General features: G+C 74.2%; 24 protein-coding genes. 17 read left to right on the forward strand and 7 right to left on the reverse strand.

Going from position 1 to position 25,985, the window contains the following annotated elements; all coding sequences use genetic code 11:
• Positions 1–114 precede the first annotated feature (114 nt).
• Entirely contained in the window at positions 115–492 is a 378-nt protein-coding gene (locus I601_RS13370; RefSeq protein WP_084527587.1) for an Rv2175c family DNA-binding protein, read from the forward strand.
• A gap of 33 nt (positions 493–525) precedes the next feature.
• Positions 526–975, forward strand: coding sequence for a hypothetical protein (locus tag I601_RS13375; protein ID WP_157520156.1), 450 nt, complete (start codon positions 526–528; stop codon positions 973–975).
• A 29-nt stretch (positions 976–1,004) separates the two neighbouring features.
• Here the strand turns inward: I601_RS13375 and I601_RS13380 are convergent, their stop codons facing one another.
• Positions 1,005–1,571, reverse strand: coding sequence for a dihydrofolate reductase family protein (locus I601_RS13380; protein WP_068110578.1), 567 nt, complete (start codon positions 1,569–1,571; stop codon positions 1,005–1,007).
• Between the two features lie 67 nt (positions 1,572–1,638).
• A complete protein-coding gene (locus I601_RS13385; protein WP_068110581.1) occupies positions 1,639–2,724 on the reverse strand; it encodes a polyprenyl synthetase family protein in 1,086 nt (361 codons plus the stop codon).
• Positions 2,725–2,811: 87 nt separating this feature from the next.
• Between I601_RS13385 and metF the strand changes: the two genes are divergently transcribed.
• Positions 2,812–3,702, forward strand: coding sequence for a methylenetetrahydrofolate reductase [NAD(P)H] (gene metF, locus I601_RS13390; protein ID WP_068110583.1), 891 nt, complete (start codon positions 2,812–2,814; stop codon positions 3,700–3,702).
• A gap of 27 nt (positions 3,703–3,729) precedes the next feature.
• Here the strand turns inward: metF and I601_RS13395 are convergent, their stop codons facing one another.
• Both I601_RS13395 and I601_RS13400 read right to left on the reverse strand, forming a co-directional pair.
• Positions 3,730–5,031, reverse strand: coding sequence for a phytoene desaturase family protein (locus I601_RS13395; protein WP_068114925.1), 1,302 nt, complete (start codon positions 5,029–5,031; stop codon positions 3,730–3,732).
• A 9-nt stretch (positions 5,032–5,040) separates the two neighbouring features.
• Positions 5,041–5,520, reverse strand: a complete 480-nt coding sequence (locus I601_RS13400; RefSeq protein WP_068110585.1) for a YbaK/EbsC family protein — start codon at positions 5,518–5,520, stop codon at positions 5,041–5,043.
• A gap of 50 nt (positions 5,521–5,570) precedes the next feature.
• Here I601_RS13400 and I601_RS13405 point away from each other — a divergent pair, with 50 nt between their 5' ends.
• The 8 genes from I601_RS13405 (at position 5,571) to I601_RS13440 (ending at position 14,999) form a co-directional block, all read left to right on the forward strand.
• Positions 5,571–6,077, forward strand: coding sequence for a hypothetical protein (locus I601_RS13405; RefSeq protein WP_068110587.1), 507 nt, complete (start codon positions 5,571–5,573; stop codon positions 6,075–6,077).
• Between the two features lie 183 nt (positions 6,078–6,260).
• Complete coding sequence (locus tag I601_RS13410; RefSeq protein ID WP_068114927.1) at positions 6,261–6,629, forward strand: DUF6504 family protein; 369 nt, start codon at positions 6,261–6,263, stop codon at positions 6,627–6,629.
• An 11-nt stretch (positions 6,630–6,640) separates the two neighbouring features.
• The gene (locus tag I601_RS13415) at positions 6,641–7,099 is read left to right on the forward strand and encodes an SAV_6107 family HEPN domain-containing protein (protein ID WP_068110590.1); all 459 of its coding nucleotides are present in this window, start codon (positions 6,641–6,643) and stop codon (positions 7,097–7,099) included.
• Between the two features lie 14 nt (positions 7,100–7,113).
• On the forward strand, positions 7,114–8,370 hold the full coding sequence (locus I601_RS13420; RefSeq protein ID WP_237089412.1) for an endonuclease: 1,257 nt from the start codon (positions 7,114–7,116) through the stop codon (positions 8,368–8,370).
• Between the two features lie 108 nt (positions 8,371–8,478).
• Positions 8,479–12,429: a DNA polymerase III subunit alpha gene (locus I601_RS13425; RefSeq protein WP_068114932.1), complete on the forward strand. Its 3,951-nt coding sequence runs from the start codon at positions 8,479–8,481 to the stop codon at positions 12,427–12,429.
• Positions 12,430–12,460: 31 nt separating this feature from the next.
• Positions 12,461–13,207, forward strand: a complete 747-nt coding sequence (locus tag I601_RS13430) for a methyltransferase (protein ID WP_068110593.1) — start codon at positions 12,461–12,463, stop codon at positions 13,205–13,207.
• An 18-nt stretch (positions 13,208–13,225) separates the two neighbouring features.
• On the forward strand, positions 13,226–14,431 hold the full coding sequence (gene dinB / locus I601_RS13435) for a DNA polymerase IV (protein WP_068110597.1): 1,206 nt from the start codon (positions 13,226–13,228) through the stop codon (positions 14,429–14,431).
• Positions 14,432–14,546: 115 nt separating this feature from the next.
• Complete coding sequence (locus I601_RS13440) at positions 14,547–14,999, forward strand: DUF3040 domain-containing protein (protein WP_068110602.1); 453 nt, start codon at positions 14,547–14,549, stop codon at positions 14,997–14,999.
• A 35-nt stretch (positions 15,000–15,034) separates the two neighbouring features.
• Here the strand turns inward: I601_RS13440 and I601_RS13445 are convergent, their stop codons facing one another.
• The 3 genes from I601_RS13445 to I601_RS13455 are packed head-to-tail and all read right to left on the reverse strand — an operon-like array spanning position 15,035 to position 19,615.
• A complete protein-coding gene (locus tag I601_RS13445; RefSeq protein WP_068110605.1) occupies positions 15,035–17,416 on the reverse strand; it encodes a transglutaminase TgpA family protein in 2,382 nt (793 codons plus the stop codon).
• Positions 17,413–18,678, reverse strand: coding sequence for a DUF58 domain-containing protein (locus I601_RS13450; RefSeq protein ID WP_068110610.1), 1,266 nt, complete (start codon positions 18,676–18,678; stop codon positions 17,413–17,415). Before I601_RS13450 ends, I601_RS13445 begins: the two co-directional genes overlap by 4 nt.
• A 10-nt stretch (positions 18,679–18,688) precedes the next feature.
• Entirely contained in the window at positions 18,689–19,615 is a 927-nt protein-coding gene (locus I601_RS13455) for an AAA family ATPase (RefSeq protein ID WP_068110612.1), read from the reverse strand.
• Between the two features lie 296 nt (positions 19,616–19,911).
• Between I601_RS13455 and mraZ the strand changes: the two genes are divergently transcribed.
• The 6 genes from mraZ (at position 19,912) to I601_RS13485 (ending at position 25,926) form a co-directional block, all read left to right on the forward strand.
• Positions 19,912–20,337: a division/cell wall cluster transcriptional repressor MraZ gene (gene mraZ / locus I601_RS13460; RefSeq protein ID WP_179948535.1), complete on the forward strand. Its 426-nt coding sequence runs from the start codon at positions 19,912–19,914 to the stop codon at positions 20,335–20,337.
• Between the two features lie 266 nt (positions 20,338–20,603).
• Positions 20,604–20,786, forward strand: a complete 183-nt coding sequence (locus I601_RS13465; RefSeq protein WP_068110615.1) for a hypothetical protein — start codon at positions 20,604–20,606, stop codon at positions 20,784–20,786.
• 1 nt (position 20,787) lies between these two features.
• Positions 20,788–21,768, forward strand: coding sequence for a 16S rRNA (cytosine(1402)-N(4))-methyltransferase RsmH (rsmH, locus tag I601_RS13470; protein ID WP_068110622.1), 981 nt, complete (start codon positions 20,788–20,790; stop codon positions 21,766–21,768).
• The gene (gene ftsL, locus I601_RS13475; protein ID WP_157520159.1) at positions 21,765–22,388 is read left to right on the forward strand and encodes a cell division protein FtsL; all 624 of its coding nucleotides are present in this window, start codon (positions 21,765–21,767) and stop codon (positions 22,386–22,388) included. Before rsmH ends, ftsL begins: the two co-directional genes overlap by 4 nt.
• Before the next feature lie 55 nt (positions 22,389–22,443).
• A complete protein-coding gene (locus I601_RS13480) occupies positions 22,444–24,255 on the forward strand; it encodes a peptidoglycan D,D-transpeptidase FtsI family protein (protein ID WP_237089413.1) in 1,812 nt (603 codons plus the stop codon).
• 78 nt (positions 24,256–24,333) lie between these two features.
• A complete protein-coding gene (locus I601_RS13485) occupies positions 24,334–25,926 on the forward strand; it encodes a UDP-N-acetylmuramoyl-L-alanyl-D-glutamate--2,6-diaminopimelate ligase (protein ID WP_068110627.1) in 1,593 nt (530 codons plus the stop codon).
• The last annotated feature ends 59 nt before the right edge of the window (positions 25,927–25,985 follow it).

Raw genomic sequence — 25,985 nt, forward strand, 5'->3', positions numbered from 1 at the left:
CCGGCGCGACCATCGTAGGTGGAACGGCCCCTGGGGCCGGGCAACGGCGGTCGGCGGCGGGTCGCCGTGGCGCGCGTTTGGTGGCCTGTTGGCCTGAGGTGGGAGCATGGGGGCATGGACGAGACAACCCTGGCCGAGCAGGACCTGGCCGCCCTGGTCGACGACTGGATCGATTGGGCCGAGGCCGCCAAGCGCCTCGAGGTGAGCGTGAGCAAGGTCCGCACGATGATCCGCACCCATGAGCTGGCCGCTGCAGTGCCCGTGGCGGGCGAGGGACAGAAGATCCCCGCTGCCTTCATCGACGAGGAGCTGAGGCTCCCGGTCAAGGGGCTGCCCGGTCTGCTCACCATGCTGCACGACGGACGCTTCGACGACCGCGAGTGCATCGCCTGGCTCTTCCTCGACCTCGGTCTGCCCGGCCGCCCGATCGACGCGCTGCGGGAGAACCGCGGCTCCGAGGTCAAGCGCCGCGCCCAGGCGATGGCCCTCTAGGTCCTCACCTGAGTCGGCACCGTGGTCTACCGCGTGTCACCCGAGAACGTCCGCCCCCCGCGGGGCGGCCCCACCGGGCTGCTCGCGCTGCTCGTGGTGCTCGCCCTGACCCTCGCCATCTGGTTGGCGGCCGGGCGCGATCCCGGCACCCCCACCTTCGGGGGCCGGGACCCGGACAGCAGGTCCGCACCGAACGAGGCCCCGGCCACCGACCCGGTCAGCGGCCTGCCCTGGGTGGCGGCCGCCGAGCTGACCCCGCTCGGCATCGAGGTGCTGGCCCGGCTCAGCACCGGTCGGCCGCTGCCTGACGCCGTGCAGCGGCGCCCGTTCGACAACGCCATCGGGTTGCTGCCGGCGCAGGCCGCGCCCGGCTACTACACCGAGCTCGTCGTCGGCAGCGGCACGCTGCTCGTCACCGGTGTGCGTGGGGAGCGGTACTGGAGCGACGACGCCGGGGTGTCCTTCGAGCGCGTCGGGCCCTGACGGAGCCCGCGCCGGGCGCGGGCCGGGGCTCAGCGCCCGGTCTCGTACCTGGTCATCAGCACGCCGCCGGGGAACGCCCGGGTCTCCACCAGGTCCAGGTGCACCCAGGTGCCCAGGACCGGGAAGAACGGCGTGCCGCCGCCCACCAGGACCGGGTGCGTGACGAGCACGTACTCGTCGACCAGCCCGGCCCGCACGGCCGCGGCGGCGAGGGTGGCGCCGCCGACGTCGATCGTGCCTCCCGCCTCCGCCTTGAGCCGGGCGATCTCGGTGACGGCGTCGGCGGTGACGAGGCGGGCGTTCCAGTCGACCGCGACGCCGGTCGTCGACGAGAACACCACCTTCGGCAGGTCCCGCCAGCGGCGGGCGAACTGGATCTGCGCCGGTGTCGCGCCGGGCTGCTGGTCGGCGGTGGGCCAGTGGGAGCTCATCGACTCCCACAACCGGCGCCCGTACAGCGCCACGTCCGTCGCCGCGACCCGGTCGGACCACCACTGGAACAGCTCGTCGCTCGGCACGCCCCAGCCCAGGTCGTCGCCCGGCGTGGCGATGTAGCCGTCCAGGCTCACGTTCATCGCGAAGGTCAGTGTGCGCATGGCGTCAAGACCGCCACGGCGAGCGGGACTCATCGCTCCGACCGGCTGCCCGGGTGGGCACCGCCCGTCAGACCACGCGCTGGGTGGCCGCCGTGGCGAGCTCGGCCAGCACGGAGCGCGCGGCGGGGTCGAGGCCGCTGTGGTCGAGGGAGTCCGTGGCGCGTCGGGTCAGCGCGGTGATGACCTCCTCGACCTGGGCCTGGGCCCCGGAGTCGGTGATGATCGTGCGCAGCCGCGCGACCTGCTCCTCGTCGAGGGGCCGCCCCAGCGCCCGGTCGAGCAGGGCGGCGTCGTCGTCGGGCGCCCCGTCGAGCGCGAGGGCGACCAGCACCGTGCGCTTGCCCTCCACGAGGTCGTCGCCGGCGGGCTTGCCGGTGGTGGCGGGGTCGCCGTAGACACCGAGCAGGTCGTCGCGCAGCTGGAAGGCCTCACCCAGCGGCAGGCCGAAGGCGCTGAGCGCCTCCAGCGCACCGGTGCCGGCCCCGGCGAGCGCAGCGCCGACCTGCAGCGGACGCTCGATCGAGTACTTCGCCGACTTGTAGCGCAGCACCGTCATCGCGGTGTCGACGTCGGCGCGACCGCGTGCCTGCACCGACACGTCGAGGAACTGGCCGGCGATGACCTCGGTGCGGCACAGGTCGAGCACCTCGAGCGCCGCCAGCACCCCGGACGCGGGGAGTCCGCAGCCGCGCAGCATCTCGTCGGACCAGCTGAGCAGGAGGTCGCCGAGCAGGATCGCCGCGGCGGCACCGTACTGCTCGGGGTCGCCGCGCCAGGCGACCGAGCGGTGCTCGCGCTCGAAGGCGCGGTGCGTCGCGGGCCGGCCGCGTCGGGTGTCGGAGGCGTCCATCAGGTCGTCGTGGACCAGCGCGCTGGCGTGCAGCAGCTCCAGCGCCGCGCACGCCCGCAGCAGCGCGTCCTCGTCGGCGGCGGGGGCCACCGAGAGGTAGCCCCACCAGCAGAAGGCGGCGCGCAGCCGCTTGCCGCCCGACACGACGGTACGGGCCTCGGCGAGCAGCCGTGCGGCGTCGCCGCCGAGCGGGGTCAGCCGCTCGGCCTGCCGGTCGAGGAACTCGTCGAGGGCGCTCTGGACACGGTCGCGGAAGTCGGCGGCGTCCCAGGTGGTCGCGGCGGGGGCGGGGGAGTCGCTCACCCGATCACAGTAGGCCGCGCCCGGCGACCGGGCGCCGCTGGGTGGACGGGTGAGGGAGGGATGCCAGGGCTCTTTAGACTCCCTGCCATGACCATTGGCCGCGGACACGCGCTCACCGACCTGATCGCCGCCGGCGGGCGCTCGTTCTCGTTCGAGTTCTTCCCGCCCAAGGACGAGGCCGGCGAGGCGCAGCTGTGGGACGCCGTGCGCGCCCTGGAGCCCTACAAGCCCACGTTCGTCTCGGTCACCTACGGCGCCGGCGGGAGCAGCCGCGGCACCACGGTGCGCCTGACCGGGCGGATCGCCCGCGAGACCTCGATGCTGCCGATGGCCCACCTGACCTGCGTCGGGCACACCCGTCGGGAGCTAGAGGAGATCCTCGAGGAGTACGCCGCCGCCGGCGTGCACCACGTGATGGCCCTGCGCGGCGACCCGGCCGAGGGTCCGCGCGCGGACTGGACGCCGACCGAGGGCGGCCTCGACCACGCCGACCAGCTGGTCGAGCTCGTCGCCTCGCGGGGGCAGTTCCGGATCGGCGTGGCCGCCTTCCCCGAGCGGCACCCCTCGTCGGCCTCGCTCGACCACGACGCCGACGTGCTGGTCGCCAAGGCCCGCGCCGGCGCGGAGTTCGCGGTCACCCAGATGTTCTTCCGGGCCTCCGACTACTTCGGGCTCGTCGAGCGGGTCCGGGCGCGCGGCGTGGACCTGCCGATCCTGCCGGGCATCATGCCGATCCTGAACCTGCAGGCCATCCGTCGCCAGGGCGAGCTGATCGGCACCGACGTGCCCGCCGACGTGGTGGCCCGCATCAGCGCCCACGACGGCGACCCGGTCTCGATGCGGGCCGAGGGCATCGCGCAGGCCGCCGAGCTGTGCCAGGAGCTGCTCGACGGCGGTGCGCCGGGGCTGCACTTCTACACGCTGAACCGGTCCAAGGCCACGCGCGAGATCTTCGAGAAGCTGCACGTCACTCCCTGAGGCGCCCGGCCGCCGGGCAGGGAGGCGTCAGGCCGGTCCGACGCGCTGGGCCACCAGCGCGGCCGACAGTCCCACGAAGGGCAGGCCGGAGCCGGGGGTGGAGTGCGCGCCGGCGGCGTACACGCCCGGGACGGGGGTGTCGGGGCCCAGGCGTCGGTGCACGGTCGAGCGGCCCTGCCACAGCACGCCCAGCGGGGAGCCACCCCACGCCTCGACGAGGTCGCGCGGCGAGCGGTCGATGCGGGTGACGACCTGGGCGCGGACGTCGATCCGGTGCCGGGCCAGGGCGCGCAGGAGGTCCTCGGCCAGGCGGCCTCGGCCGTGGATCGTCCACGCGGCGCCACCCTCGGGGGCCTGCCCGCCGGTGCGCACCACCAGCACCGGGTCGCCGTGCAGCACCAGCTCGTGCGGCAGGTCGGGCACGTCGCCGGTGAGCCCGACGTGGCAGACCACCGGCGGGATGGCGGGCATCGTGCGCTCGACCAGGCCGGCCAGCGTGGGCAGGCGGCGCGGGTCGATGGCGCACACCACGACGTCGGCGTCGACCTCGCCGTGGTCGGTGCGCACCGCGACGGCACGACCACCGCGCACGACGACGTCCTCGACGCGCGTGCCCAGGCGTACGTCGACTCCGCGGGTGAGCATGCGTGCGGCGAGGACCTCGCCGATGCGGGCCATCCCGCCCGGGACGGTCCAGGCGCCGAAGCGCTGCTCGAGGTAGGCGACCAGGCCCATCCAGGCCGGCACGTTGCGGGTCTCGTGGCCGTCGGCGACGAAGGGGTGCGCCGCCACGTCGCGCAGCCGCTCGTCCTTGAACGTCCTGCGCAGGCGCCGGTGCAGGGTCTCGCGGGAGTCCAGCAGGGAGCCCAGCTCGCGGGGCAGCGCGCCGCGCTCCCAGGGCTCCTCGAGGTAGTGGCGCCGCAGCACCTCCCAGTCGTCGGTGTAGGCGGCGACGTGGTCGAGCCAGCCCTGCCCCTGGCCGGGGGCGAGCTCCTCGACGGCGCGCAGCTGTGCCGAGCGGGAGCCGCCCGGAAGGGCGAGCTCGGTGCCGTCGATGAAGCGGTGGGTGCGCACGGTCTCGAGGGGGACGAGGTCGAGCTCGCGCTCCAGCGGACGCCCGGTCTTGCGGAACAGGTCGCGCAGCACCGCCGGCAGCAGGGTGGTGCTGGGTCCGGCGTCCCAGGTGTAGCCCTCGGCGCTCACCGAGCCCAGGGCGCCGCCGAGGGCCTCGGAGCGCTCGAGGAGGGTGACGTCGTGCCCGGTCTTGGCCAGGCGGCCGGCCGTGGCGAGACCGGCGTACCCACCTCCGACCACCACGACCCGCGCCACGCGCACACCCTAGGGGGTCTCGACGTCCACCACGCTCGCGCCGGTCAGGGCGAGCAGCTCCTCGAAGGTGGTGGAGAAGACCGCCGCCGGGTGCCCGGCGGCGGCCCACACGACCTCGTGCCGGGCCAGCCACGCGTCGAGGTACGTCGGCACCGGTCTCGGGTGCGCGAGGGGCGAGACGCCCCCGATGACCTGGCCGGTGTGCTCGCGCACGAACTCCGGCTTCGCCCGGTCGAGGCGCTCGACGCCGATGCGCTCGGCGAGCGCGCGCACGTCGACGCGGTGCGCGCCCGAGGTCAGCACCAGCACCGGCGACCCGGCGGCGTCGAAGAGCAGGCTGTTGGCGATCGCGCCCACCTCGCAGCCCAGCGCCTCGGCCGCGAGCGCGGCGGTGTGCACGGCGTCGGGGAGGACCACGATCTCGCCGCGCCCTCCTCTGCTGACCAGCTCGGCTCGGAAGCGGACGATGCCCGGGTGCTCGGTGCTCATGGCTGCGACCCTAGAGTTCGCCTCGAGACCACGCACGAGAGAGGGCCGTCATGGACGACGACCGGCTGGACCCGCCCCGCGCGCTGAGGCTGTGCCTGCGGCTGCACCTGCTGCTGCTGGCACTGGGCGCGGTGACCGTGACGCTGACCGCGGTGCTGCGCGACGACCTGGTCCTCGAGTGGGCCCGTGGCCACCGCTCGGCCGCCGAGATCCTGGAGCGCCAGGGACTCGACTACCTCATCGAGGAGCAGCCGATCGCGGTGCCGCAGTTCTTCCCGGTCGCCGCGGTGCTCTTCGTGGTGATGGTGCTGCTCATCGGCGTGCTGATGGTCTTCTTCAGCAACGGGCACCACTGGGCCCGCGTGTGCCTGGCCGTGCTGGTGGTGATGACCGCGGTCGCCACTCTCAGCGGCATCCGGGTCGGGCCCCCGCAGGTCTTCGTGGTGCTGAGCTACCTCTCGCTCGTCGTCGACGTCGCGATCCTGGCGACGATGTTCCATCCGGACACCAACGCCTACCTGCGCCGCACCCACGAGCGGATCTCCGCCACCGCCTGAGGGCCCCGGGGGCTCCCGCGCTTCCTTGACGGCTTGTCGGTGGGCGCGTGTACCTTGGGAACAAGTTCGAACACAGGTTCGAACTCGCTCTCCGACGGGGGCGACCTCGACCCCGTCCCCGCCGGGGAGCGACCCGGCGGTCCTGGCGCCCACAGCGCCGGAGAGGTGGCAGTGGTGGAGCTGATGAGACGGTACGACGAGCCGGTCGAGGTCCGGTGCGGCCTGCTGGCCGGCACCGAGACCGAGGTCCCCGAGCAGTTCCTGTGGCGGGGCCGGCTGTGGAAGGTGCGCTCGGTGCTCGAGCACTGGGTGGAGACCGGGGAGTGGTGGCGCCACGCCGGAGTGCGTGCGGTGATCGGCTCCGACGAGCCCACCGGCGACCAGCCGGCCCGACCGCGTCCGCTGGAGGACCTGCTCGCCGAGCGTGCGGTGTGGCGGGTGGAGGCCGGTCGGGGGGCGGCGGTGCGCGGTCTCGAGGACGCCGGCGGTGTCTTCGACCTCGCGCTCGACGTCGACGCCCGGCGCTGGCAGCTCGTCGGCTGCGCGGACTGAGGGGGAGGACCATGACCACGATGGCTGCGCGGACGTCCGAGGCTCCGCACCCCTACGCCCTGCCCGCGACGACCCACTCCTACCTCGCCCGTGCGGCGGAGTCGCTGAGCGAGGCGATGGCCACGCCGGAGGTGCCGGCGCGCTACGCCTGCGCCCACGTCTCGGCGCTGCGCTCGGCCGCGGCACTGCTCTCGGCGCGCGCCCGCCCGGTCGCGGCGCGTCGGCGCCCCCAGAAGAACGCCTGGGTGCTGCTGGCCGAGGTGGCTCCCGAGCTGGTCGAGTGGGCCACGTTCTTCTCCGCGGGCGCCGCCAAGCGGGCCGCGGCCGAGGCGGGCTCCTCGCGGGCGGTCTCGGAGCGGGAGGCCGACGACCTCGTGCGCGACGCCGACCGGTTCCTGGCCGTGGTCGAGCAGTGCCTCGGGCTGGTGCCGCACCCTCCGGTCCTGGAGCGCATCACCCGAGCGGGGTGAGGCAGGCTGGCCCCGTGCTGCTCTCCTCCTCGAGCCCCGGGGCCCGTCGTGCGCGGACCCCTGGTGCCGTCCTGCTCCTCGTCGCCCTGCTCTCGGCCCTGCTCGCCTGTGGCGGCGGGGGTGAGGTCGGCACGAGCGAGCGGACGTCCCTGCTGGGTGCCGAGCAGCTCGCGGAGGCGACCACGGTGGCCGAGGCCCTGGCGCTCGGCGACGGGGCGGCGCTGAGCGTGCGCGGGCACGTGGTGGGTCAGCCCACGGCCCCCGGCGAGGTGGCCTTCGACGGGTTCCCCGACGACCTGGCCCTGGCGTTGGCCGACCGGCCCGACGAGCGCGACCCCGCCCGGATGCTGCTGGTGCAGGTCCCCGACGAGCTCCGCAGCACCTGGGGGCTGCGCTCGCACCCGGACCTGCTCGGTCGGGAGGTGGTGCTGCGCGGCACCCGGTCGACGTACTTCTCGGGTCCGGGGCTCAAGCAGGTCTCGGCGATCGCCTCGGTCGACGGACAGGCTGTCCCGACGGTCCCGACGGACCCGACCGGCCCGACGGCCCCCGCCGGGGGAGGCCTGCCGGCCGAGGTGCAGCAGTACTACGCCGACGCGGAGGGTCGCACCGGCGCCGACCTCGCGCAGGCGCTGCACGAGATCATCTCCACCGACGTCGAGCGGCTGCACTACGACGAGCTGTGGGAGGCGCTGCGCGACACCGACGCCGACCCGGACGCTCCGGGCCGGGTCATCGAGCTCTACACCGGCGACAGCGTGCCGGGCGACGCCCATGGCGGCGACCCCGATCAGTGGAACCGCGAGCACGTGTGGCCGCAGAGCCGCGGCGGCTTCGGCACCAGCGCCGGACCGGGCACCGACCTGCACCACGTCCGCCCCGCCGACGTCAGCGTCAACGGTGACCGTTCCAGCCTCGACTTCGACGACGGGGGCGGTCCGCAGGGCGAGGCGGAGGACACCTACCGCGACGAGGACTCCTGGGAGCCGCGCGACGAGGTGAAGGGGGACGTGGCCCGGATGGTCCTCTACATGGCGGTGCGCTACGAGGGTGGCGACGGCTTCGCCGACCTGGAGGTCTCCGAGCAGGTGGGTCGCCGCGAGCTCGACGCCCTGGGCTACCTCGGTCGGCTCTCGACGCTGCTGCGCTGGCACGAGCAGGACCCTCCCGACGCCTTCGAGCGGGCCCGCAACGACACGATCTTCGAAACCTGGCAGGGCAACCGCAACCCCTTCGTCGACCGCCCGGAGTGGGTCTCCGCGATCTGGTGAGGGTGGGTTGGCGCGCGTGGCGCGACGGGGTTAGGCTGATGCCTTCTCGAACATGAGTTCGAGAGATTCTTCGTCAGGGTCGAGCCGACGCGAGAGGTGGCCCGACCCGTGCCCGACCCGTTCCCGCACCTGCACGTCGCCTCCGGCTACTCCCTGCAGCACGGCGCCTCGATGCCGCACCTGCTGGTCCAGCGCGCCGCCGAGCACGGCATGGACGTGCTGGCCCTGACCGACCGGGACGGCACCTACGGAGCGGTGAAGTTCGCCAAGGCCTGCCTCCAGGCGGGCATCACCCCGGTCCTCGGGGTCGACCTGGCCTACCGGCCGGCCCGGTCGGGGACCGGGCACGACCTCGGGCCCGCCCGGGGCCGCACCCCCGTGCGCGGGGGTGCCTTCCGGGACCAGCGGCTGCCCCGGGTCACGCTGCTGGCGCACGCCGCCGGCCCCGGCGGGGGGCGCGGCGGGTGGGCGGCGCTGTGCCGGTTGCTCTCGACCACCCACCTCACCGGGGAGCGCGGCACCCCGGTCCTCGATCCCGAGGACCCCGAGGTCGCGGTCCTGCTGGCCTCCGGCGACCTGGTGGTGCTGCTCGGCCCGGCCTCCGAGGTCGGCGCGGCCGCCGCCCTGCGCCGCCGCGACCACGCGCAGGTGGCGCTGGCGCGCTGGCGCGCCCTGGTGGCCCCCGAGAACCTCCAGGTCGAGGTGGTCTCGCACCGCCTGGCCGGCGACGGACCCGGGTCGTCGCGCCACGCCGCCCGGATGCTCGCGCTGGCCGAGGACAGCGGGGTCGGCTCGGTGCTGACCAACGCGGTGCGCTACGCCGAGCGCCGCGACGCCCCCACCGTCGACGTGCTCGACGCGGCCCGGCGCCTGGTGGCCCTCGACCGGCGCCACGTCGACCGGCGCAACGCCGAGGGCCACCTGAAGTCCGGCCCGCAGATGCGCGAGGTGGCCGAGGAGGTCGTGCGCGGCGCCGGGGCCGGGACCGGGCGCGAGGCGCTGCGCCTGCTGGCACGCACCCGCACGCTGGCCGAGCGCTGCGCCCTCGACCCCCGCGCCGACCTGGGCCTGGGGGAGGTGCACTTCCCCGAGTTCGGCCTCTCCACCGACCACCCCAGCGCCGACGTCGCGCTGCGAGCCCGCTGCGAGGGCGCCATCGGCGACCGCTACGGCAGCAGCCGGCTGGCGGTGGTCTGGAAGCGTCTCGACGACGAGCTGGAGGTGGTCCGCGACCTGGGCTACGCGTCGTACTTCCTGACCGTCGGCGACGTCACCGACCTGATCAAGGAGATGGGGGTGCGGGTCGCGGCCCGCGGCTCGGGCGCCGGCAGCCTGGTCAACTACCTGCTCGGCATCTCCGGGGTCGACCCGATCCGCCACCAGCTGCTGATGGAGCGCTTCCTCTCCCCGCTGCGCCAGGCGCTGCCCGACATCGACGTCGACGTGGAGTCCGACCGACGCACCGAGGTCTACGAACGGATCCTCGACCGCTACGGCGGGGAGCGGTGCGTGTGCGTCTCGATGATGGACACCTACCGGGTGCGCCACGCGGTGCGCGACGTCGGCGCCGCGCTCGGGATGCCGCCGGCCGAGACCGACGCCATCGCCAAGGCCTTCCCGCACATCCGGGCGCGCGATGCCCGGGCGGCGCTGGCCGAGCTGCCCGAGCTGCGCGCCAGCGGGCTCGGCGAGGCCCGCCTCGACCTGATGTTCCAGCTCGTCGAGCGCCTCGACGGACTGCCGCGCCACGTGGCGGTGCACCCGTGCGGGGTGCTGCTCTCCGACGCCACCCTGCTCGACCGCACGCCCGTCGAGGCGTCGTACGCCGGCTTCCCGATGAGCCAGTTCGACAAGGACGACGTCGAGGACCTCGGCCTGCTCAAGCTCGACGTGCTCGGCATCCGGATGCAGTCGGCGATGGCGCACGCGCTCACCGAGGTCGAGCGGGTGGAGGGGGTCCGCATCGACCTCGAGGACGAGGAGCAGGTGCCCTTCGACGACCCCGCGACCTACCGGATGATCTCGGCGGCGCGCACCCTCGGGGTCTTCCAGATCGAGTCCCCGGGCCAGCGCGAGCTGGTCGGCAAGTCCGGCATCGAGACCTTCGAGGACATCATCACCGACATCTCGCTGTTCCGGCCCGGCCCGGTCAAGAGCGACATGATCACCCCCTACCTCGAGGTCAAGCACGGCTGGCGCGAGCCGCGCTACCTGCACGACACCCTGCGCCCGATCCTGGCCCCCACCCGCGGGGTGGTGGTCTTCCACGAGCAGGTCATCGAGATCATCAGCGTCTTCACCGGCATCTCCTACGCCGAGGCCGACGAGAAGCGGCGCGCCCTCGGTGACGCCGAGGGGATGGCGCAGACCCGGACCTGGTTCTTCCCGCGGGCCCTGGGTCGCGGCTACCCGCTGGGCGTGGTGGAGGAGGTCTGGAGCGTCCTGGAGGCCTTCGCCTCCTTCGGCTTCTGCAAGGCGCACGCGGCGGCGTTCGCGCTGCCCACCTACCAGTCGGCCTGGCTCAAGGCGCACTGGCCGGCGCACTTCCTGTCCGGGGTGCTGACCCACGACCCGGGGATGTACCCCAAGCGACTGATCCTCGAGGACGCCCGCCGCCTCGGCGTGGCGGTGCTCGGCCTCGACGTCAACGCCTCCGAGCAGGCCTACGTCGTCGAGCCGGTCGAACCCACCGGCGCCCACCCGGGCCCCGACGTGCCCGACGGCCGGCCGTGGGGCATCCGGCTCGCGCTGGCCGAGGTCAAGGGCATCAGCGAGGCCGAGGTCTCGCGCATCGTCGCCGCCCGGCCCTACCACTCGCTGCCCGACTTCTGGGCGCGTGCGCGGGTCTCGCGCCCGGTCGTCGAACGGCTCGTGCTGGCCGGCGCCTTCGACAGCACCTACGCCATCGGTGCCTCCGTCGGCAGCGACGTACGCCGTCGTGGCGTGCTGACCCGGCGCGACCTGCTGCTGCAGGTCGCCGAGCTCGACCGGCAGGGCCGCGCGCTCGAGCGGGCCTCCCGCGGGCGGGGCCTGGCCGGGCGCAAGTCCTGGAGCGGCACCACCGCACGGGCCCGGCAGGTCGCGGAGGCAGCGGCCGCGCGCAACAGCACCGACCTCGCCGTGCGCGAGCGCCAGCAGTCGGGGGAGAGCGCCGCCGAGACCGACCGCCGGCGCGACCGCCGCCCCGGCGACCAGGGCGAGGACTACCGCGACGACCGGGGCACCCCGGTGCGGGAGGGGGTCTGGGGCCGCTCGGTCGCCCAGGCCCGTACCGCGCCTGCGCCGCCCCCGGTCGACTCGGTGCAGCTGAGCCTCGACCTCGGTGACGCGCCGGGGGAGGGCGGGGTCTCCGGCCTGCCCGAGATGACCGCCGAGGAGCAGATGCGCGCCGAGCTCGAGATCCTCGGCCTCGACGCCAGCCGGCACGTCGTCGACACCTACGGCCCCTTCCTCGACGCGCTCGGGGCGACCCGCAGCGAGGACCTGCTGGGTCAGCGCAGCAAGGCCGAGCTGCTGGTGGCCGGGGTCAAGGTCGCCACCCAGACCCCGCCCATCCGCTCCGGGCGCCGGGTGGTCTTCCTGACCCTCGACGACGGCACCGGCCCGGTCGACGCGACCTTCTTCGAGGACGCCCAGGGCCCCTACGCCGCCACCGTCTTCCACTCGTGGCTGCTCGTCGTGCGCGGCGAGCTGCGCCGCACCGGGCACCGGGGGGTCTCCCTGCGCGCGACCGGCTGCTGGGAGCTGCCCGCACTGCACGAGCTGTGGCGCTCCCAGGGGATCGAGGCGGTGCGCGCGCAGATGGCTGTGGTCCCCGAGGGTTTCGGCGGGGTCGGCGTCGAGCTCGCCGGCCAGGGGGCCGCGGAGAGCCGGGCCCCGCGCCCGGTCATGTCCCGTCCCGACGGGCCGGGCGCGGCGGGCGGGATGGGACGCCGCCGCGTCCTGGTGCACTCCAGCGGCTTCAAGCTCTCGCCGTACGCCGACATCAAGCCCGCCGGCGAGGAGACCCGCGACGTGGCGCGCAAGCTGTGGCACCGCAGCTCGGGGAGCCCGGGGTGATCAGCGCCGGCGTGGCCCTAGGCTGGGTCCCATGCGCCCCAGCGAACGCCCTGAGCGACCCAGCGAGCGTCGGGCCGCGGCCCGCACGGCCGTGGTGTGGGACGCCCTGCGCCCGGTCCTCGAGCAGCCCGGCGCCGCCCCCCTCGACGTCCTCGACATCGGTGGCGGCACCGGCGGCTTCGCGGTGCGGGTGGCCGAGCTCGGCCACCGGGTCACCGTCGTCGACCCCAGCCCCGACGCCCTCGCCTCGCTCGGCCGCCGCGCCCGTGAGTGCGGGGTCGAGGTCACCGGGGTCCAGGGCGAGGTCTCGACCCTGCTCGACGTGGCCGGCGCCGACAGCGCCGACGTGGTGCTGTGCCACGGCGTCCTCGAGCACGTCGGTGACCCCGCGTCGGCCCTCGGGGTGCTGCGCGAGGCCGTACGACCCGGCGGCACCCTCAGCCTGCTCGTCGCCCAGCGCCACGCCGCCGTCCTGGCCCGCGCGATGGCCGGCCACTTCGGCCAGGCGCGCGCGCTGCTCGACCCCGTCGACCCCACCGTCGACCCCGGTCGGGCCGGGCACCGCTACACCAGCGACGAGCTGGTCGCGCTGCTGGCCGCAGCCGACCTGCACATCGAGCAGGTCCACGGGGTGCGGGTCTTCGCCGACCTGGTCCCCGCCGCCCTGCTCGACCTCGAGCCCGGTGCCACCGCTGCCCTCGTCGAGCTCGAGCAGGCCGTCTCGACCCGTCCCGAGTACCTCCCGCTCGCCACGCAGCTGCACGTGCTCGCCCGCTGAGTCGCCGCGGGGGCGGAGATGACCTCCGCCGGCGGCCCGACCACCCCGATCCTCCACATCGACATGGACGCCTTCTACGCCTCGGTCGCGGTCCGGGACCGTCCCGAGCTGTGGGAGGTGCCGGTGATCGTGGGCGGCGGGTACCGCGGCGTGGTGCTCTCGGCCAACTACCTGGCCCGCGAGCACGGCGTCCGCTCCGGCATGCCCGCCACCCGGGCCCGTCGGCTGTGTCCCCAGGCCGTCGTGGTGCCGCCCGACCACGACCTCTTCGCCAGCGTCTCCACCGCGGTCATCGAGTGCTTCCGCCGGGTCACGCCCGTGGTCGAGGTGGTCTCGCTCGACGAGGCCTTCCTCGACGTCAGCGGGTCGGTGCGTCGTCTCGGCCAGCCCGCGGAGATCGCCGAGCAGGTGCGCGCCACCATCCACGACGAGCAGGCGATCACCTGCTCGGTCGGGGTGGCGGCCACCATCTCGGTGGCCAAGCTGGCCAGCAAGCGCGCCAAGCCCGACGGCGTCCTCGTCGTGCCGCCCGAGGAGATCACCACCTTCCTGCACCCGCTCGACGTCGGTGAGCTCTACGGCGTGGGGGAGAAGACCCGCTCGATGCTGCACCGCCTGGGCCTGGTCACCGTCGGCGACGTCGCGCACACCCCGTTGCGCACCCTGCAGCGCGCGGTCGGCGACCACCTCGGCCGCCACCTGCACGAGCTGGCCTGGGGCGACGACCGCCGCGAGGTGGTCGCGCGCTCCAGCTCGGCGTTCGGCCTCGGCGCCGGGGAGCCCGAGCGGTCCATGGGGGCGCAGGAGACCTTCGCCCGCGACATCGACGACCGGGCCGTGGTGCTGCGCGAGGTGCTGCGGCTCACCAGCACCGTCACCGGCCGGATGCGGGTGGCCGGCGTCGCGGGACGCACCGTCACCCTCACCGTCCGGTTCGCCGACTTCACCACCATCACCCGCTCGCGCACGATGAGCGAGGCCAGCGACGTCACCCAGGAGATCTACCGCACCGCCACCGGCCTGTACGACGCCCTCGGGCTGCAGCGGGCCCGCCTGCGACTGGTGGGGGTGCGGGTCGAGGGACTCGCGCCGCGCGAGAGCGTGCACCACCAGCACGTGCTGGGCGAGCGCGAGCACGGGTGGTCCGAGGCCGACCGGGCGGTGGACCGGGCGACCCGGCGCTTCGGCTCGGCCGCGGTCCGCCCGGCCAGCCTGCTGTCCTGAGGGTCCGTATCCGCAAAATGTATGAGCCGCCTACCGTCCCGGCGAGGGCCTGCCTAGACTTGCCTTGCCGACACCGCCCCGAGGTGTCGGCCGTGCGTGACCCCTTGGAGGAACGGTGCCACTCTCGGAAGAGGAGCTGCGACTGCTCGAGCAGATGGAGCGTGCTCTCTCCGAGGAGGATCCCAAGTTCGCCTCCACCCTGCGCGGCACCTCGCTGCGCCGGGTCGCGCGTCGCCGGGCAGTGGCTGCCGGCGCCGTCTTCGCGCTCGGGATCGTCCTGCTGATGACCGGCGCCGTCTCCCAGATCTGGGCCATCGGCATCGTCGGGTTCATCGTCATGCTCGGCTCGGCCACGTTCGGCCTCAACGCGTTGCGCAGCCAGACCCAGGCCGGTCCCGCCGGCGAGGCCGGTCACGCGCACGACGACCAGGGCTCGCGGTCCTTCACGGTCATCGACGGCGGCCGCAGGTCCCGCTCGCGCTCGCGGCGCAACCAGAGCAGCGGCAGCTTCATGGAGCGGATGGACGAGCGGTGGCGTCGCCGCCGCGAGGAGAACGGCGGCTTCTGAGCCACGTGCTCGTCGGCTGACCGGCTGAGCCGCGCTCAGCGCACGTGGTCGACGACCCCGCCGCGGTACTCCAGCGCCTCGGTCTCCGGCTGTGCCGGCACGCTCGTGCGACGCGTGGGTCGCAGCAGCGTGCGCGGCAGCCAGGTGGCGCGACGCCGGGCCCGCGGGGTGGCACCGTCGCCCAGGGTCTCGACGACCAGCGCGCCGTCGTCCTGCCAGCCGCTGTCGGCACCGGGGCCGCCCGCCGCGCCCGAACCGGGAGCCGCGTAGCGCAGCCGCTCCAGGGCACCGGCGAGCCGCTGCAGTGCCTCGACGGCCCGGGGGGCGAAGCTCAGGTGGTCGGCCATCGTGGCGGCGGTCTCCCGGGGCGAGCGGTGGTCGACGTAGAGCAGGCCGAGATCGCGTGCGGTGTCGCGCAGCTCGTCCCAGACCTCCTCGGGGCCGGCACCGAGCCGGTGCTCGCGCCGGCGACGCCGCACGGCACGCGGGGTCAGGGCCAGGACCAGGAGCAGAAGTGCGACCAGGAGCCCGGCCAGGACCGGCCCCCACGGCACACCGCCGTCGCCGGTGTCGGCGGCGGCGGCCGCGTCGGGGTCCTGCTCCTCCGGGTCGGGGGCAGTGCTCGGCTGGCCGTTGCGGTCGGGCAGCTGCTCGTCGGCGCTGCCGCTCGGTCCGTCGACCCCGGGCTGCTGCAGGTCGACGGCGCCACGGGTGTAGGACGGGGCCGCGCCGGTGCGGTCCGACGGGGTGGGCTCGAAGGGCACCCACCCGGAGCCGGCGATGAACAGCTCGGGCCAGGCGTGCAGGTCGTCGGAGGAGTACTCGTAGACGCCGTCGTCGATCTCCTCGGGCGTCAGGAAGCCGACGGCGACCCGGGCCGGGATGCCGAGCTGGCGGGCCATGACGGCCATCGCGCTGGCGAACTGCTCGCAGTAGCCGGTGCGGGCGTACTCGCCGTCGGGGCTGAGGAACTCGACCAGCTCGTCGGTGCCGTTGCCGGGCGGGACCTGCTGCAACGAGTACTCGAACTCCTCGCGGAACCAGTCCTGCAGGGCCACGGCCTTCTGGAAGCGGGTCGGGGCGCCGGCGGTGACCTGGTTGGCGAGCTGGGAGATCATCGGCGGCATGTCAGCGGGCAGGTCGGTGTAGTCAGCGGAGACCATGCCGGCCGACGAGGGTGCGTCGGCGAGCTCCTGGGCGGACAGGTCGAGGTCGACGCCGGTCATCGACCAGGTGGTGCCGGCGACATCGAGGTCCTCGCCCCCGGCGAGGAAGTCCATCGTCGCCTCGTCGAAGCGCCAGTCGCCGGACGCCTCCACGCTGCTCACCGGGGCGAAGGTCGGCAGCCACCGGGAGTGGAACGTGTCGTAGGCCTCGATCCGGTAGTCCAAGGTGCGTCGTGGCACCGACGGGCTGACCCCGCTCAGCGGCGGCATCGCGCCGTCGGGCTGGTTCTCGACGGGGATCTCGCGGTCGCCGGGGCTCCACTCGTTCTGGGAGAACCGGTTCAGCGCCGAGATGCGCAGGTACTCGGGTTCCACCTTCTCGCTGCGCACCTGCAGCAGCGGGGTGTCGTCGGGACGGTTCAGGTCGCGGACCAGGTCGAGCATCGGGTTGTCGATGCTGATCTCGGTGCTCCCGCCGGGGCCACGCCCGATGTCGAACAGCTCGACGTCGAGGGTGGGGATCGCCAACGGCACCACGACGGCCAGGGCCGTGGCCAGGCCACCCACGGCCAGGGCATGGACCCGCACCGTCGTGGTGTGCACCCCCAGGCCGCTGCTGCGCACGTCCGGGTCGGGGCCGCCTAGGTCGGAGAGCGTGCGTCCCCAGCGGGCCACCTGCTCGCTCTCCTGCAGGTAGAGCAGCGCGAGGAAGCCCAGGGCCGACAGCGCGAACACCCACCAGGTCAGGTCGGTGTCGAGCAGGCTGACCGGCACGCTGTAGACCGTCAGCAGCGGCAGGCCGGCCAGGGAGACCCGGCGCAGCCCGCAGGCGAGCAGGTCGACCAGCAGCAGGCACCCCAGGCCGCCGGCGAGCAGCAGCGGCTCCACCGCGGCCTCGGAGGTGGGGACCGGTGGGGCGTAGACCCGGGCGTCGCCGGCGGCGTCGGAGAAGACCAGCAGCAGCGCGTCCCACGCGGACCCCACCGGCAGCGGCGACCCGACCAGGATCCAGCTCAGCGCGATCCCGCCGAGCAGGAGCTGGAGGCCGAGCACGGACAGGGCCCCGAGCCGCGACCAGCGACCCACGGCGCCGACGCCCGCGACGAGCAGGCCGAGACCGAGCAGGGGCGCGAGGAAGGTCGAGGGCGCATCGGTGAAGCCGCGCCACGACAGGATGGAGACCCAGGTGGTCAGGGCCGCGGCGCTCGACAGCACCAGACCGGCGCCGAGGCTGCTGCGCGGCGCGCTCACGGCGTCACCTGCGCGACGGGCGAGGGACGGCGACCCGAACGGCCGACCGCGCCGAGCTCCTGCCACCGGGTGTCGAGCCGGTCGTGCGGTCCGAGCGTCGCCACCCGCCAGCCCTGCTGGGCCAGCACCGCGGTCGAGGCCGGGCCGGGGTCGCCGACCCACGCGTCCACGTCGAGCGCCAGGGCCAGGGCGCTGCCCTGGTGCGAGAGCATCCGTCGCAGCACCGGCGCATCGTGGTGCTGCACGGCCCCGAGGACCGCGACCAGCAGACCGCCACGGCCCGACTCGCCGAGCCAGGCCGTGTCCAGGCGGGGCGCCTCGTGCGCGTGCAGCACGGCCAGCGACTCCAGGAGCGGAGCAGCGCTCGGGTCGCCGCCGCGCTCGTGCCACGCCTGGGAGCGGTCCTCCCCGGCGGCGGTGACCAGGCGGACGGCGTACCCGCGTCGGGTCAGGTGCACCGCGACGGAGGCGGCTGCGACGACAGCGGTCTCCAGCGAGGACGCGATGCCCTGCCCGCGGTGCGCGACCGCGCGGTTGTCGATGAAGACGGTGGCTCGGGAGTGCCAGGGCTGCTCCTCGCGACGCACCATCAGCTCGCCCGTGCGGGCCGAGCTGGGCCAGTGCACGCGGCGAAGGTCGTCGCCGCGGTGGTACTCGCGCACCGTGACGTCCTCGGCGCTGCCGATCGCGAACGCCCGCGGTCGGTTCTCGCCCGACCCGCTCTCGGATCCGCCGAGCGTGATGGGGGGCAGCGCGACGGTGCGCGGGGTGACGGTGAGGACCGAGGTGGTGTGGAAGGCGCGGCCGAGCTCGACGAGGCCGAAGGGGTCGCTCACCCGCACCGTCATCGGGCCCACCTCGAAGCGGCCGCGCACGTCGGAGCGGACCTGGTAGGCGACCTGGCGGTGCCAGCCGTGGCCGATGCCCTCGAGGACGAAGCGGGGGCGGGTGCCCAGGACGTAGGGCACGTGGTCCTCGAGCAGCAGCACCCCGCTCGGGGTGCGGCCCTCGTTGCTCAGCGACAGCGTCACCCGCGCCTGCTGGCCCGCGGCGACGAGCGGGGGAGCGACGGTGCGCACCAGCGCCAGCCGGTAGCGGCTGCGCCCCAGCACCAGGGCCGTGACCAGCGGCAGTGCGAGCACCAGCACCCCCACCCGGGTCAGGGCGGGCTGGCCGAGCAGGACGGCGCAGACCACCGCGGTGACGCCGGCGGCGATGAACGCCCGCCCCCGCACCGTCAGCCCGGCCAGCGCCTCGCGCACCTGCCGCTCCTCAGCTGTGGGTGCCGTCGGGCACCGGCACGGCGGCGACCAGGCGTTCGAGGATGTCGCCGGTCGAGCGTCCGTTCATCGACGCCTCCACGCTCGGCAGCAGCCGGTGGGTCAGCACCCGGGGCGCCAGCTCGCGCACGTCGTCGGGCAGCACGTAGTCGCGCCCGTGCAGGGCGGCGTACGCCTTGGCGGCGCGCACGAGGTGGAGGGTGGCGCGCGGTGAGGCGCCCAGCACCAGCTCGTCGGTGCGCCGCGTGCTCGAGGTGAGCGCGACGGTGTAGCGGCGCACCGCCTCGGCGACGTAGACCTGCTGGACGATCGCGGTGAGCTTGCGGATCTCGGCGGCGTCGGTGACGTGCTCGAGGTCGTCGAGGGGGCTGCCCTCGGTGTGGCCGGCGATCATCGCCAGCTCGGCGGCCTCGACGGGGTAGCCCATCGAGGTGCGCACCATGAAGCGGTCGCGCTGGGCCTCGGGCAGGGCGTAGGTGCCCTCCATCTCGACGGGGTTCTGGGTGGCGATGACCATGAACGGCGTCTCGAGCTGGTAGGTCGCGTTGTCGACGGTGACCTGACGCTCCTCCATGCACTCCAGGAGCGCCGACTGGGTCTTCGGCGAGGCGCGGTTGATCTCGTCGCCGACCACGATGTTGGCGAAGACCCCACCGGGCCGGAACTCGAACTGCCGGGTGTCCTGGTTGAACACCGACACGCCCGTCACGTCCGAGGGCAGCAGGTCGGGGGTGAACTGGATGCGACGCACGGTGCTGTCGATCGAGCGGGCCAGGGCCTTGCTGAGCATGGTCTTGCCCACCCCCGGCACGTCCTCGATGAGCAGGTGCCCCTCGGCCAGCAGCACCACGAGGGCGGACGAGACGACCTCGGGCTTGCCCTCGATGACCCGTTCCACGTTGCTGCGCACGCGTCCCATGACGCGCGCCAACGTCTCGAGGTCGGCGCCTCCTGCGGTCGGAGATCCCACGAGCGGTCCCTTCAGCTGGTGCCGGGGCTCCGGCAGTGCTTCTCAACCGTATGTCGTCACGGCAACCGCTGGCGACAAGGCGGGCGGAGCGTCGGGTGGACACGGGGACGGGGGAGCGGGGGGCGGACGGGGGCGCGTGGGGGTGGAAGGGGGTGAATAGTGGTTGACGGTGGAGGGTTGTGGAGTAGAGTGGTGGAAAGTGGAGCGAGTGACCGTCCTGGCCCTCGTCGACGTGGAGGTGCGATGTGTTCTTCATGGGCACCTACACCCCCAAGGTCGACGAGAAGGGGCGTCTCTTCCTCCCGGCCAAGTTCAGGGACTCGCTGTCGGAGGGACTCGTGATCACGCAAGGACAGGAGAACTGCCTGACCGTGTGGCCCGAGGCGACCTTCATGGCCGAGGCCAAGCGGGCCCAGGAGACGCCGATGACGAACAAGGACGCACGCGACTACCGCCGCGTCCTGTTCGCCGGGGCGGAGCAGGGCACGCCCGACAAGCAGGGCCGGATCGGCATCCCGCCGATCCTGCGGGCCAGTGCAGGCATCGAGCGCGACGTGGTCGTGGCCGGTGTGGGTGACCGGGTCGAGATCTGGAACCCCGAGCGCTGGGCCGAGTACTCCAGCGGCGCCCAGGCCAAGTTCGCCGAGCTCGACGAGGCACCGCCGCTCTGAGCACCACCCCACGGCTCCCCACAACTGAACAGCGATCCGCAGGGCCCGGTCTCGGCCCGCTCCCCACCCCGTCTTCTGGGACACCTTCCCCGGCCCCAGACGACTACCGGCTCTGAGGCACCTTCCCCGGTCCCAGAACCCCTTGAACCACCGGCGAGCGGGCAGGGACCAGACCTTGCGGATCGATCTCCTCCACCCACGCTCCACCCACGCTCCACCTACCCAGCAGCACGACCAGGCAGCAATCTCCCGATGGGGTCGAGACCATGAGCAGCATCCAGGTGAACGGACTGACCGGCAGCGCCCCCGGCGCCCGGTCCGCCCCGGGCGCCCCGTTGCCGCGGGTGCGCCACCAGGCCCAGGACGCCCTGCGGCTGATGGCCTTCTCGGCCGTCATGTCGCTCAGCGCAGCGATCGCCTTCACGCTCCTGACGAGCCTGGGCCGCTGAGGTGGCCCGCCCCTCGCACGTCCCGGTGCTCCTCGACCGGGTCGTGGCGCTGCTCAGCCCCGCCCTCGACCGGCCCGGGTCGGTGCTCGTCGACTGCACGCTCGGACTCGGTGGGCACACCGAGGCCGTCCTCGAGCGCCTCGGGCAGGCCCGCGTCATCGGCATCGACCGCGACCCCGCCGCCCTCGACCTCGCCGGTCAGCGCCTGGCGGCGTACGGCGACCGGTTCACGGCCGTGCACGCGGTCTACGACGAGATCCCCGAGGTCCTCGACGACCTCGGCCTCGACCACGTCGACGCGATCTTCTTCGACCTCGGTGTCTCCTCGATGCAGCTCGACGTGCGCGAGCGCGGCTTCGCCTACGCCGAGGACGCCCCGCTCGACATGCGGATGGGCAGCACCGGCCCCACGGCCGCCGACGTCCTCAACACCTACTCTGCCCCCGAGCTGACCCGGGTGCTGCGCGACTACGGCGAGGAGAAGTTCGCCCGCAAGATCGCCGGTGCCGTCGTGCGCCGCCGCGAGAGCGAGCCGTTCACCACCTCGGCGGCCCTCGTCGAGCTGCTGTACGCCGAGATCCCGGCGCCCGCGCGACGTACCGGCGGGCACCCGGCCAAGCGCACCTTCCAGGCGTTGCGCATGGAGGTCAACGACGAGCTCGCCGTGCTGCGCCGCGCGCTCCCGGCGGCCATCGACGCGATCGGGGTCGGTGGCCGCGTGGTCGTCGAGTCCTACCACTCCCTCGAGGACCGCCTGGTCAAGCAGGCCTTCACCGCCGCCACCCGGTCCGAGGTCCCCGAGGACCTGCCGTTCGTTCCCGAGGGCAGCGAGCCGGCCCTGCGCCTGGTGACCCGAGGTTCCGAGAAGGCCGACGCCTCCGAGATCGAGGCCAACCCCCGCGCAGCATCGGTGCGCCTGCGCGCCGTCGAGCGCGTGCGACCCACCACCCCCACCGCCACCGGAAGGCGAGCAGCCCGATGAGCAGTCTCTACAGCACCCAGGGGCCCGCGCGGAGCCGGATGCCCCGCATCGCCGGCGCCGCGGTCGAGCGGGCCCGCCTCACGGTGGTGCCGGTCGCCCGGACCCGCGCCGCCAAGGTGCCCTTCGTGACCCTGGTGACCGTCCTGCTCCTCGGTGGGGTGGTCGGCCTGTTGCTGTTCAACACCTCGATGCAGCAGTCGGCCTTCACCGCGACCGCGCTCGAGCAGCGTGCCACCGTGCTGTCGGCGCGCCAGGAGGCGCTCTCCACCAAGCTCGAGCGGCTCCGCGAGCCGCAGGAGATCGCCCGCCGTGCCCAGAAGATGGGCATGCAGGTGCCCGCCGCACCGCTGTTCCTCGACCTCGCCGACGGGTCGGTCTCCGGCGACCCCAGCGGCGCGACCACCGGCGCCGCGCTCCCGCTCGACCCGCTGCCCCCGGCCCGGCCCTCGCAGCTCGACCCGCCCGCGGTCGTGGTGACCCCGCCCGAGGGCGTGCTGGCCGATGCGCGTGGCAACCGGGACGGCGACGGTGCTGGGGGTAGGAACAGCGACAAGCAGGACAAGCAGGACAAGAACAAGAAGTCGGACAAGAAGAAGCAGAGCCAGGGCCCGGACGCCTGACCCACCGCCCCACCCCCCACCAGCACACCCAGCAGCCAGCACCCGAAGGAGCCTCGTGCCGACCACGCAGCCGTCGCCGAGCAGGGCCAGCACCATCCGCCGCGGGCACCCGCACGTCCGGCTGCGGGTCGGGTTCGTGCTGATCGCGATGGTGCTCTCGCTCTTCGCCGCGCGCCTGGTCCAGCTGCAGGGCATCGACCCCAAGGCCTACGCCGAGATGGCGGCCGCCGAGGGGCTGGAGGAGGTCGTGCTGCCCGCTGAGCGGGGTGCGATCCTCGACCGCTTCGGTGAGCCGCTGGCCGAGTCGGCGGACGGGTTGATGGTCGTGGCCGACCCGGCGCTGGTGAACACCGACGAGGAGGGCCGCGAGGTCGACCGGGCCCCCGAGGTGGCCAAGCTGCTCTCGTCCAAGCTCGACGTCGACTACTTCACCCTGCTGAAGCGGCTGCGCACCGAGAGCCGGTTCCAGTACGTCGCCCGGGGCGTGCCCGCGGCGCAGGCCACCAAGGCGGTGGCCCGGGCCCGCGAGCTGGGCTACCAGGGCCTGTCCACCCATCGCGACCCGGTGCGCCAGTACCCCGCCGACGACGTGGCCGCCAACCTGGTCGGATTCCTGGGCACCCCGCTGGCCGACGGCACCCCGCAGCCGCTGGCCGGGTTCGAGCGCTCCTTCGACGGGCTGCTCTCCGGCACCGACGGCTCGGCGACCTTCGCCTCGGCCGCGGGCAACAAGGTCCCGCTGGGGGAGTCCACCGTCGTGGAGGCCCGTGACGGTCAGGACCTCACGACCACCATCGACCGCGAGCTGCAGTGGTACGCCCAGCGGGTGCTGCGCCAGACGGTGCAGCAGGCCCGCGGCGACTCCGGCGTCGCGGTCGTGCTGGACTCGCGCACCGGTGAGGTGCTGGCGCTGGCCGACCACCCGACGTTCGACGCGAACGCGCCGCTGGAGTCCGACGAGGCCGACCTCGGCTCGCGCGCGGTGAGCGACGTCTACGAGCCGGGCTCGGTCTCCAAGGTGCTGACCCTCTCCGCCCTCATCGACGCCGGGAAGGTCACTCCGCGCACCCGGCTGACGGTCCCGGGCTCGCTGGCCCGCCAGGACCGGACCATCGGCGACTGGTTCCCCCACGACACGATCCGGCTGACCCTGGCCGGGGTGCTGGCCAAGTCCTCCAACATCGGCACGGTGCTCGCCTCCGACAAGTTCGACGACGGCCAGATGCGCCGCTACCTGGCGGCCTTCGGGCTCGGCTCGGCCACCGGCGCCGGCGTCCGCGGCGAGTCCGCCGGCATCCTGCCGGACCCCTCGCTGTGGACCAGCCAGACCCAGGACCGCATCGCCTTCGGCCAGTCGGTCTCGGTCAACGCGCTGCAGATGACGGCCGCGGTCAACGCGATCGCCAACGACGGCGTCCGGATCGACCCGAGCCTGGTGCTCGGCAGTGCGACCACCGACTCCGGCGAGCAGATCGGCACCGACCAGGCCACCACCAGCCAGGTCATCAGCTCCGACGCCGCGCGCAAGACGGCGCTGATGATGGAGCGGGTCGTCGACCCCGAGGCCGGCGTCGCCCCGGGCGCGCAGGTGCCCGGCTACCGCGTCGCCGGCAAGACCGGCACCGCGCAGCGCGCCAACTCCGAGTGCGGCTGCTACGACGGCACCTTCACGGTCTCCTTCGCCGGCTTCGCCCCCGCCGACGACCCGCGCTTCACCGTCTACGTCGTGGTCCAGAACCCCCGCAACGGTGGCGGCGGTGGGTCGGTCGCCGGCCCCGCGTTCGCCAAGATCACCGGGTACGCGCTGCGTCGCTACGCGGTGCCCCCCACCGGCACCCCCGCCTCGGACCTCCCTGTCGAGTGGTGACCCGGCCCAGATATCGCGCTGACCCGGCCCAGATATCGCGCTGACCCGGCCCACATGTCGCGCTGCTAGCCTCCCGGCATGCCTCGCCCCGACGTCCCGGCAACCCGTCCCGCTGACCCTCCCCGCACCCCGGTGGGCGAGCTGGTCGGATGGGCCCGCCAGGCGCTGGCCATGGTCGAGCACCGAGGCGCCGACCCCGTCCTGAGCGGGGTCAGCCTCAGCAGCCAGCGCATCCGCGCCGGCGACCTGTACGCCGCCCTGCCGGGCGCCCGGGCGCACGGCGCCGACTTCGCCACGGACGCGCTCGAGGCCGGTGCGGTCGCGGTGCTGACCGACCCCGCGGGCGCGGAGCGGGTGCCGGCCGGCGTACCGCTGCTGGTGACCGAGGACCCGCGACGGATCCTGGGCCGCCTCAGCGCCCGGGTCTACGGCAACCCGGCGGAGAAGCTGACGATGATCGGGGTGACCGGCACCCAGGGCAAGACGACCACCACCCGCCTGCTCGAGGGCGGTCTGGTCGAGGCGGGGCTGGTCGGGGCGGTCATCGGCACGGTCGGCACCCGGGTGGCCGGCCGCGACGTCGTGACCTCGCTGACGACACCGGAGGCGCCCGACCTGCACGGCTTGTTCGCGGTGATGGTCGAGCAGGGCGTCGACGTGTGTGCGATGGAGGTCTCCAGCCACGCGCTGGTGCTGGGACGGGTGGACGGGGTGGTCTTCGACCTCGCCGTGTTCTTGAACCTCGGGCGCGACCACCTCGACTTCCACGACACCGTCGAGGAGTACTACGCGGCCAAGGCATCGCTCTTCACCCCGGAGCGCGCCCGGCGCGCCCTGGTCAACCTCGACGACGAGCACGGGCGGCGCCTGGCGCAGGAGACCACGCTGCCGGTCGCGACCTTCTCCACCACCGGCGCCCCGGCCGACTGGGGCGTCACCGAGATCGCCGCCTCACCCAGCCGCACCGACTTCCGGGTCCTGGGCCCGGCCCACCGCGCCTTCGTCGCGGGGGTGCCGCTCGCGGGCTCCTTCAACGTCTCCAACGCACTCGCGGCGGTCGCCGCGGTGGGGGAGTCCGGGGCCGGTGACGCCGATCCGCTCGACGTCGCGGCCCAGGTCGCCGCCGGCATCAGCGGGCTCCCCGGCGTTCCCGGGCGCCTGGAGAGCGTCGAGGCCGGCCAGGACTTCGAGATCGTCGTCGACTACGCCCACAAGCCCGACGCGGTCGAGGCCGCGCTGGGGGCGCTGCGCCCGCTGACCGCGCAGCAGCTGGTCCTGGTCATCGGTGCCGGAGGTGACCGCGACACCGGCAAGCGAGCGGTGATGGGCGAGATCGGTGCCCGCCTGGCCGACGTCATCGTCGTCACCGACGACAACCCCCGCACCGAGGACCCCGCAGCCATCCGGGCGGCCGTGCTCGAGGGAGCCGGACAGGTGCCGGAGGCCGCGAGGGCCGAGGTGCTCGAGGTGGGCGACCGACGGGCCGCGATCGAGGCCGCGCTGCGCCGGGCCGGCACGGGCGACATCGTTCTCGTGGCCGGCAAGGGTCACGAGTCGGGCCAGGAGGTGGCCGGCGTGGTGCACCCCTTCGACGACCGCCTGGTCTGCGCCGAGCTCGTGCGCACCCTCGGCCTCGGCGCCGGGCTCGTCGGCGAGGCGTCCTCGGGGTGATCATCACCACCTGACCGGCGAGGCGTGGTCGTGGTGCCGCGCCAGGTGCGCCAAGATGT

The sequence above is a fragment of the Nocardioides dokdonensis FR1436 genome (assembly GCF_001653335.1).
Classification (GTDB): domain Bacteria; phylum Actinomycetota; class Actinomycetes; order Propionibacteriales; family Nocardioidaceae; genus Nocardioides; species Nocardioides dokdonensis.

Bases quoted from the DNA above. Each gene is read 5' to 3' on its own strand.
- I601_RS13370 (WP_084527587.1), top strand. From the start codon at position 115: ATGGACGAGACAACCCTGGCCGAGCAGGACCTGGCCGCCCTGGTCGAC.
- I601_RS13380 (WP_068110578.1), bottom strand. From the start codon at position 1,571: ATGCGCACACTGACCTTCGCGATGAACGTGAGCCTGGACGGCTACATC.
- metF (WP_068110583.1), top strand. From the start codon at position 2,812: ATGACCATTGGCCGCGGACACGCGCTCACCGACCTGATCGCCGCCGGC.
- I601_RS13400 (WP_068110585.1), bottom strand. From the start codon at position 5,520: ATGAGCACCGAGCACCCGGGCATCGTCCGCTTCCGAGCCGAGCTGGTC.
- I601_RS13405 (WP_068110587.1), top strand. From the start codon at position 5,571: ATGGACGACGACCGGCTGGACCCGCCCCGCGCGCTGAGGCTGTGCCTG.
- I601_RS13410 (WP_068114927.1), top strand. From the start codon at position 6,261: ATGAGACGGTACGACGAGCCGGTCGAGGTCCGGTGCGGCCTGCTGGCC.
- I601_RS13415 (WP_068110590.1), top strand. From the start codon at position 6,641: ATGACCACGATGGCTGCGCGGACGTCCGAGGCTCCGCACCCCTACGCC.
- I601_RS13430 (WP_068110593.1), top strand. From the start codon at position 12,461: ATGCGCCCCAGCGAACGCCCTGAGCGACCCAGCGAGCGTCGGGCCGCG.
- dinB (WP_068110597.1), top strand. From the start codon at position 13,226: ATGACCTCCGCCGGCGGCCCGACCACCCCGATCCTCCACATCGACATG.
- I601_RS13455 (WP_068110612.1), bottom strand. From the start codon at position 19,615: ATGGGACGCGTGCGCAGCAACGTGGAACGGGTCATCGAGGGCAAGCCC.
- I601_RS13465 (WP_068110615.1), top strand. From the start codon at position 20,604: ATGAGCAGCATCCAGGTGAACGGACTGACCGGCAGCGCCCCCGGCGCC.
- ftsL (WP_157520159.1), top strand. From the start codon at position 21,765: ATGAGCAGTCTCTACAGCACCCAGGGGCCCGCGCGGAGCCGGATGCCC.
- I601_RS13485 (WP_068110627.1), top strand. From the start codon at position 24,334: ATGCCTCGCCCCGACGTCCCGGCAACCCGTCCCGCTGACCCTCCCCGC.